Origin of the sequence: Ideonella azotifigens, assembly GCF_006519715.1 — a bacterium.
GTDB classification, from domain to species: domain Bacteria; phylum Pseudomonadota; class Gammaproteobacteria; order Burkholderiales; family Burkholderiaceae_C; genus Ideonella; species Ideonella azotifigens.
The window spans coordinates 1-8077 of record NZ_VIDT01000219.1; the positions used below are offsets into that span (position 1 = coordinate 1).

Annotated in this window: 6 protein-coding genes; 1 reads left to right on the forward strand and 5 read right to left on the reverse strand. The window is 67.5% G+C overall.

The window, feature by feature from the left end:
* The coding region (locus FKP22_RS14640) for a catalase (protein ID WP_141288208.1) at nucleotides 1-2239 on the forward strand (2239 nt) is incomplete at its 5' end.
* Between the two features lie 46 nt (nucleotides 2240-2285).
* Here FKP22_RS14640 and FKP22_RS14645 read toward each other — a convergent pair.
* The 5 genes from FKP22_RS14645 to FKP22_RS14665 all read right to left on the reverse strand — a co-directional run bounded on the left by FKP22_RS14645 (nucleotide 2286) and on the right by FKP22_RS14665 (nucleotide 7917).
* A complete protein-coding gene (locus FKP22_RS14645) occupies nucleotides 2286-4577 on the reverse strand; it encodes an ATP-binding protein (RefSeq protein WP_141288209.1) in 2292 nt (763 codons plus the stop codon).
* Between the two features lie 5 nt (nucleotides 4578-4582).
* Entirely contained in the window at nucleotides 4583-4921 is a 339-nt protein-coding gene (locus tag FKP22_RS14650) for a circadian clock KaiB family protein (RefSeq protein ID WP_141288210.1), read from the reverse strand.
* Nucleotides 4918-5340 carry a circadian clock KaiB family protein gene (locus FKP22_RS34380; protein ID WP_141288211.1) on the reverse strand — a complete coding sequence of 141 codons (423 nt, stop codon included), beginning with the start codon at nucleotides 5338-5340 and terminating at the stop codon, nucleotides 4918-4920. The genes FKP22_RS14650 and FKP22_RS34380 overlap by 4 nt, the downstream gene beginning before the upstream one ends.
* A gap of 1 nt (nucleotide 5341) precedes the next feature.
* A complete protein-coding gene (gene kaiC, locus FKP22_RS14660) occupies nucleotides 5342-7096 on the reverse strand; it encodes a circadian clock protein KaiC (RefSeq protein ID WP_141288212.1) in 1755 nt (584 codons plus the stop codon).
* A 209-nt stretch (nucleotides 7097-7305) separates the two neighbouring features.
* Nucleotides 7306-7917, reverse strand: a complete 612-nt coding sequence (locus FKP22_RS14665) for an SAM-dependent methyltransferase (RefSeq protein WP_141288213.1) — start codon at nucleotides 7915-7917, stop codon at nucleotides 7306-7308.
* Nucleotides 7918-8077 lie beyond the last annotated feature (160 nt).

The following is an 8077-nucleotide window of genomic DNA, read 5'->3' on the forward strand; positions in this document are numbered from 1 at the left end:
CAATAAGCCAGGCGAGATCGGCCACGCGAACGCCATCTCGCCGCCGGAAGGCCAGCACGCAGACGGGGCGCAACCGGTCGTCTCGGCCAGCACGCTGAGCGAAGCCAATGCCTCGGACAAGACGCGTGGCCCGCATGCCCCTGGCACCAACGCCTGGCAAGGCGACCTGGAAGCCGCGCGCGCCGACGCCAGCGGCCAGGTGCTGACGACCAACCAGGGCGTGGCGATTGCCGACAACCAGAACTCGCTGAAGGCCGGCCTGCGCGGCCCGGCACTGCTGGAAGACTTCATCCTGCGCGAGAAGATCACGCACTTCGACCATGAGCGCATCCCGGAGCGCATCGTGCATGCCCGCGGCTCGGCGGCACACGGTTTCTTCGAGTGCTACGAGGCGATCCCGGACCTGACCAAGGCCGCGCCCTTCCAGGCCGCCGGCAAGATCACGCCGCTGTTCACGCGCTTCTCCACCGTGGCCGGCGAGCGCGGCTCGGTGGACACCGCGCGCGACATCCGCGGCTTCGCGGTCAAGTTCTACACCGACGAAGGCAACTGGGACCTGGTGGGCAACAACATCCCGGTCTTCTTCATCCAGGACGCGATGAAGTTCCCGGACCTGATCCACGCGGTGAAGCCCGAGCCGCACCACGGCATGCCGCAGGCCGCCTCGGCGCACGACACCTTCTGGGACTTCGTCTCGCTGATGCCCGAGAGCACGCACGTGCTGATGTGGGCCATGAGCGACCGGGCGATTCCGCGCAGCTACCGCATGATGCAGGGCTTCGGCGTGCACAGCTACCGGCTGGTGAACGAACAAGGCCAGTCGCAGTTCGTCAAGTTCCACTGGACGCCCAAGCTCGGCGTGCATTCGCTGGTCTGGGACGAGGCACTGAAGATCGCCGGCATGGACCCGGACTTCCACCGGCGCGACCTGTGGGAGGCCATCGAGAGCGGCCAGTACCCGGAATGGGAACTGGGCCTGCAGGTCTTCAGCGAGGAGCAGGCCGAACAGTTCAGCTTCGACGTGCTGGACGCCACCAAGATCGTGCCGGAGGAGCTGGTGCCGGTGCGCCCGGTGGGCCGCATGGTGCTGAACCGCAACCCGGACAACTTCTTCGCCGAAACCGAGCAGGTGGCCTTCTGCGTGGCCCACGTGGTGCCCGGCATCGACTTCAGCAACGACCCGCTGCTGGCCGGCCGCATCCACTCCTACGTGGACACGCAGATCTCGCGCCTGGGCGGGCCGAACTTCCACGAGCTGCCGATCAACGCGCCGCTGGCGCCTGTCGCCAACAACCAGCGCGACGGCATGCACCGCCGCACCGTGAACCGTGGCCGCGTGGCCTACGAGCCCAACTCGCTGGCAGGCGGCTGCCCGTTCCAGGCTGGCGCGATGAAGGGCTTTGTGTCCTTCCCGCAGCCAGTGCAGGAAGACAAGGTGCGCGGCAAGCCCGAGAAGTTTGCCGACCACTACACCCAGGCCAGCCTGTTCTTCGACTCGCTCACCCCGCCGGAGCAGCGCCACCTGGCCGCCGGCTTCCGCTTCGAGCTGAGCAAGCTGACGGTGCCGGCCATCCGCGAGCGCATGGTGGCTTCGCTGGTCAACGTGTCGCCTGAACTGGCAGCCGCGGTGGCGGAAGGCCTGGGCATTGACGTGCCGGCCCCACTGCCACGCGCGCTTGAAACGCCGGCCAAGCCCGAGGTCACGCAATCGGCCAGGCTGTCGCAAAAGGCCTTCCCGGGCGACGGCCGCATTGCCACGCGCCAGGTGGCCATGCTGGTGGCCGACGGCGTGGACGGCGCCGCGCTGGCCGCGGTGAAAAGCGCGCTGGAGGCCGAGCAGGCTGCGGTCACCTTGATCGCACCCAAGCTGGGCAACGTGATCGCGGCGGACGGCAGCAAGCTGGCCGTGCGCGGCACGCTGGAGAACTCGCCGCCGGTGGTGTTCGACGCGGTGGTGCTGCCGGCCGGTGAAGCCGCCGTGGGCGCGCTCTCGCAGCTCGGCCACACGCAGGAGTTCATCGTCAACCAGTACCGGCATGGCAAGACGCTGCTGGCCCTGGGCGAAGCCAGCGCGCTGCTGGACCAGGCGGGCATACCGCGCAACCTGCCCGATGGCAGCGCGGACCCCGGCGTGATCGAGCAAGCGGGTGGCGATGCGGCTGCTGCGGCGAAGGCCTTCATTGCAGCACTGGCGCTGCACCGCCATCCTGCACGGGAAACCGACCCGCCGCGGGTCTGAGTCAGCTGGCGGCCGTCACCGTGCCTGTCGCGGTGACGGCCGCCATTCACTCGGTGGTCATCAGGCGGACCTTGTGCGCCAGCTCCGCCACCTCGAAGGGCTTGGTCATGACGGACATGCCAGGCGCCAGAAGCCCGTTGCCGACGGCTGCGTTCTCGGCATAGCCGGTGATGAACAGCACCTTGAGTTCCGGCCGATCGACGCGAGCCTGGTCGGCCACTTGGCGGCCATTGAGCCCGCCGGGAAGGCCAACGTCGGTCACCAGCAGGTCGACCCGGACGTTCGACTGCAGCGCCGCCAGCCCGCTGGGCCCGTCCGCCCGGCAGATCACGTGGTATCCGGCCTCCTGAAGCACCTCGGCGACGAGCTGGCGGATGTTCTCTTCGTCTTCGATGACCAGGATGGTCTCGCCGTCGCCTGTCTCGACAGCGGCCACGGCGCTGGCGTCCTCCTCGTCCTGCGCAGCGCCAACGTGGCGCGGCAGGTACAGGCACATCGTGGTGCCGCGGCCCAGCTCCGAATAGATGCGCACCTGCCCTCCTGATTGCCGCACGAAGCCGTAGACCATGGACAGGCCCAGCCCGGTGCCCTGCCCCAAGGGCTTGGTCGTGAAGAAGGGGTCGAACACGCGCTCGATGACGGCCGGGGCCATGCCGGAACCCGTGTCAGTCACCGACAGGGCGACGTATTGCCCGACCGGCAGATCGTGTTCCTCGGCTGCGCGCTCGTCCAGCCACTTGTTGGCGGTTTCGATGATTACCCGGCCACCGTCGGGCTGCATCGCATCGCGGGCATTGATGCACAGGTTGAGCAGCGAGTTTTCCAGCTGCGAGGGGTCGACCCGAGTCGGCCAGAGACTCGCCGCGCCCACCACTTCGACCTCCACGTTCGGGCCTACCGAGCGGGCGATCAGGTCCGCCATGCCGGCGACCAGCCGGTTCACGTCGGTTGGCTTGGGATCGAGCGTCTGGCGGCGCGCAAAGGCCAGCAGGCGCTGGGTCAGTGCGGCGGCCCTGCGCACCGAATCCCGGCCAATGCCGATGTAGCGCTCCGCGCCGTCCAGCTTGCCCTGCGCCAGCTTGCGCTGCAGCACCTGCAGGCTGGCACTCATCGAAGCCAGCAGGTTGTTGAAGTCGTGGGCAATGCCGCCGGTGAGCTGGCCCACGGCTTCCATCTTCTGGGCCTGGCGCAGCGCGTCTTCCGCGCGCTGCAGTTCCTGCGTTCGGGACTGCACGCGGGCTTCCAGCGTCTCGTTGGCCTCGCGCAGGCGCTGTTCGCTCGCCCGCAGCGCCGCTGCATTGCGGGCCCGCTCCATCACCGCACGCGTCCTTTCGGCCACCTCGCGGAGCAGGTGAACCTCCTCCGCGGACCACTGGCGAACCTGCGCATGGTTGACGAACATCACGGCCACCAGCCGCCCCTGCTCCATCAACGGCACGTTCATGAACGAGCGGCTGCCCAGGCGCTCCAGCACGCCGGCCGACATGGCCGTGCGCACGTCCTGCCGTACGTCGGCGATGCAGATGACCTCACCCTTCTTCAGCGAGTCGACGAAAGAGCCGTATTCGCGCAGCGGCACGGCGCCCGCCAAGGACTGCACGCCAGGGGCCGTCCAGTCCCGCCGCACCTGCAGCATCTCGCCGGCATCGTCCCATGTGCCGAAGCCCACACGGCTGGCCCCCAGGACTTCGCTGACGATCTCCGCGGCATCGAACTCCAGCTCCGCCGTTTCATCCAGCTCCCGAAAACGGTCGCTCAGGCGGATCAGGGCGCCCTGGCGCATGTCCGCCCGGCGCCGCTCGGACACGTCGCGCATGACGGCCAAGGTGCCGATGACGCTGCCCGACGCATCCTTCAACGACGAGACGCTGGACTCGACCTCGATGCTGCCGCCATCGGCCAGCCGGTGAACGGCTGAGACGCGCTGGCGGCCATTGTCTGGTGCACCTGCGTCCATCTCGCCCAAGACACTCGCCGCAGCCTCGGTGAACACCTCGTGCCGGCCACGGCCCAGCACCTCGGCCGCCAGCACGCCGTAGCGGCGCTCTGCCGCGGCATTCATGTAGATGACGTGGTCCGAGGTGTCGAATGCGAAGACCGCGTCGTCCATCTGGCCCAGCACGTCCTGCCGAAGACGGTTGGTGGCCGCGTGCGCGCTTTCCAGCACGTAGATGTCGTCGTTGACCACGATGGCATCCACGTCGCCACGCTGGATGGAGCCTATCGTGTCCTCCAGCTCGCCCAGGCGGATCCTCAGCTCGGCGTTTTCCGCTGCGAGCGCCTTCAGGTCCGACGTGGAGGCATTCGCCTGGCGCGGGCTGTCGATGGAGGATGGCATCGCGGTCAGACAGGATCCAACGGTTTCAGGCCCAGCGTGCTCCGAAGCCGTTCAGTGTTGGACATGTCGCCAATGAATTGGCGGCGAGGCAGCGGCAACAATCGGATGAGGGTCGGCGATGCCACGATCTGGTCGCCGCGGGCAGCTTCGACATGGGAGGCAATGTCGAGCACCTCCAGGCGATGCTTTCCCGGGAGATGGGCATCGAAGAAGACCCGGGCGTTCACGATGGCCCTCGAAGACACCGGCGACGCCGAACTCACGTACAGGCGATACACATGCCTGCCATCTTCGGCGAGGCTTGCCTCGGAAGACGAGCCCTGTTGCGCGGAAGGCTGGGTCATGCTCTCGCCACGATGGGCCGGACATCCAGGCCGACCAGCACCCGTTCCTCGTTCGACAGGTCGCCAATGATCTTGCGGATGGGCTCCGGGAACTTGCGCACCAGCGTCGGCACCGCAAGGATCTGGTCACCCGCGGCCAGCCTGGGGTTGACCAGCAGGTCCACCACTTCGATGCTGTAGCGGCCGGCAAGGTGGGTCTCGCAAAGCCGCTTCAGGTTCTCGAGCGCAGCGGTGGACTTGGCGGTGTTGCCAGCCACGTAAAGCCGCAGCTGCCACTCGGGCTTGCCTGCCGGCTTCGCGGCTTTCGGTCCGGCAAGCTTGGCCTTGGCCGCCGCCGGTTCGGCAGCTGTCGGTTTCGCAACCTTCGGCCCGGCGCGCTTGACCGCCACTGTCTTGACGCCTGCGGTCTTGCCTGCCATCTCAGGCCCCACCCGACTTGCTGCGTTTGGTGACCTTGGGCGGCGGGGCAGCGCGCGCTTGGGCAATGTCGCGGACCCGCGCAGCGATGCCCTCGGCTTCGAAAGTCTCGCGGGCGATGGCAAATTCGACCTCGCCGGCGCGCTCATCGGCTTCCAGCAGCAGGCTCGCGATCTGTGCATCCAGCGCCTTGCGGCGGTTCGCCAGGTCGCGCATGCGGCGTGCGTGGTCGCGGCCCCGCAGGTCGGTGGCCGCCTGGAACCGTGCTTCGTGGGCAATGCGGGCGGTGCCGGTCAGCACCTGGTCGCCGTGCAGGTAGACGTCGACCAGGCCGACGCCTTCATCGGAGAACGTGAATTCGCGGACCTGGTTCGAGTGCGCCATGCCGCGCGACTTCAGGACCTGCAAGGTGCGGGTGCGCTCGCCGTTGTAAGCGAGGTTGGTGAGCAGCAGCCAGCTGTCCATCAGCGACGACACGCCGACTTCCGAAGACGCGACGGCCTGCGGGCCACCGTCCGGCGTCAGGGTGGTGAACATTGCCGTGGCGTTGGAGGTCTTGAGGAAGTCGATCAGCCGCATCAGGGTCAGCTGCAGGCCAGCGTCGTCGCCGCCCGCGGTGAGGTTGCTGATCGGGTCGACCGCCACCACGTCGGGCTTGAATGCGCGGACCAGGTCGTACATGTGCACCAGGTGCTGTTCCAGTCCATGCAGCGTGGGCCGGGTCGCCTCGACGTGGAGCAGGCCCTTGTCGATCCAGTGCTGCAGGTCCAGCCCGATGGACTGCATGTTGCGCAGCAGCTGGCTCCTGGACTCTTCGTAGGAAAAGAGCAAAGCGCGCTCGCCCCGTGCGCAGGCGGCGTCGGCAAAGCTGGCGGCAACGCTGCTCTTTCCGGTCCCCGGGGCACCCGAAATGAGCACGCTGCTGCCCCGGTAGAAGCCCAACCCGCCGAGCATCTGATCCAGGCCCGGGATGCCCGTGGGCACGCGCTCGTGAGAGGCCGTGTGCAGAAGCGCAAGCGACGTGATCGGCAGCACGGAGATCCCGTTGGTGCCGATCAGGAACGGATATTCGTTGGTGCCGTGTGCAGAGCCGCGGTACTTCACCACCCGCAGCCGCCGGGTCGAGATCTGGTTGGCGATGCGCTGGTCCAGCAGGATCACGCAATCGGCCACGTATTCCTCGAGACCGTAGCGCGTGAAGCTGCTTTCGCCCCTCTCGCCGGTGATGACGGCCGTGAGCCCCCTGTCCTTGAGCCAGCGGAACAGGCGACGCAACTCCGCGCGAAGGATGGCGTGGTTGGACACGCCGGCGAACAGCGCCTCGATGGTGTCCAGCACGACCCGCTTGGCGCCGATGCGGTCGACCGCATGACCCAGGCGAATGAACAATCCTTCCAGGTCATATTCGCCGGTTTCCTCGATCTCGCTGCGCTCCACGCGCACGAAGTCGATGGCGATCTTCTTCTGGCGCTGCAGCTTCGCAAGGTCAAAACCCAGCGAGCGCATGTTCTCGGTGAGTTCGGCGGCGGTTTCTTCAAACAGCATGAAGACACCGGGCTCCCTGAACTGGGACGCGCCCCGCACCAGAAATTCTGCGGCCAGCATGGTCTTGCCAGACCCGGCAGCGCCGCACACCAGCGTGGGCCGCCCCGCGGGAAGGCCGCCCTGGGTCAACTCGTCCAGGCCGGCAATGCCGGTCGGCACCTTGGAGATCGACTGGACAAAGCTTTCAGATGGGGAAGTCGGTTGACGTGGCATGGATGGAATGATGGAACTTGCTGTGAGGGCGCAGCCTGAGACGGCCGGGCGATCTTCGGGCCCACGGCTGTGACGCCCCCGGCAACGTGTTTGTCAGAACGACAGCAAGCCATGCAAGTTCGCGGAAATCCATCAGCCCTGCGCTCCAAAATGCGAAACCGTTGAACTCCGGGGCACACGGTGTGCCCACGCCCGTTGCGCCTTGGCGCTCAAGCGCTGGAGCTGCGCAATTGATCGCGCTGGGCGACGGAGCGCGCGTCGCCGCACCACACGTCAATGCGGAAGTCCGGCTCGACCAGGCTGCTCAGCCGGCTCAGGTCCAGCGCGCCATGCAGGCGCTGGTGCAAGCCATCGGCATCCAGCGCGCAGCCATCGATCTGCGGGCGCCAGTGGCAGGCCAGCACGGTGCCGCCTGGCAGCAAGCCACTGCGCAGGCGCTGCAGCAGTTGCTGGAACTCGGGCAGGGTCAGGTAATACACAAATTCGCTGAGCACGATCAGGTCGAACTGCCCGACCGGCCAGTCCTGCGGCACCCAGCCCTGGCTGACCTGCACATGCGGCTGGTCCGCCAGGCGTTCGCGGGCGATCTGCACCGCACGCGGCACACCGTCGCTGCAGCACAGCTGTTCGCAGCGCAGTGCCAGCAGCCGGCTGAGCTCGCCGTTGGCGCAGCCGGGCTCGAAGGCGAACCGGTAGCGTGGCGCCGGCAGGCAGGCCATGGTCAGCGCGCGCTTCCTGTGTTCGTACCAGGTCGAGCGAAAATGCCAGGGGTCTTCTTCGGCGGCGAACATGGCCTCGAAGTCGTCGCGGGTCGGGGCCATGCCGTGCCTTCAGCAGAAGAAGAATTCGGCATGCCGCCCGGCACGCGCAATGATCTGCTCGCCCAGCACCGGCAGTTCGTCGCCAGGCCTGGGCGTGAGCTGGCTGCTGTGCGCGGCCAGCGCCTGCAGCTTGGCGGCGCGCGGTGCGATGGCAAGCGGC

Bases quoted from the DNA above. Each gene is read 5' to 3' on its own strand.
- FKP22_RS14645 (WP_141288209.1), bottom strand. From the start codon at position 4,577: ATGCCATCCTCCATCGACAGCCCGCGCCAGGCGAATGCCTCCACGTCG.
- FKP22_RS14650 (WP_141288210.1), bottom strand. From the start codon at position 4,921: ATGACCCAGCCTTCCGCGCAACAGGGCTCGTCTTCCGAGGCAAGCCTC.
- FKP22_RS34380 (WP_141288211.1), bottom strand. From the start codon at position 5,340: ATGGCAGGCAAGACCGCAGGCGTCAAGACAGTGGCGGTCAAGCGCGCC.
- kaiC (WP_141288212.1), bottom strand. From the start codon at position 7,096: ATGCCACGTCAACCGACTTCCCCATCTGAAAGCTTTGTCCAGTCGATC.
- FKP22_RS14665 (WP_141288213.1), bottom strand. From the start codon at position 7,917: ATGGCCCCGACCCGCGACGACTTCGAGGCCATGTTCGCCGCCGAAGAA.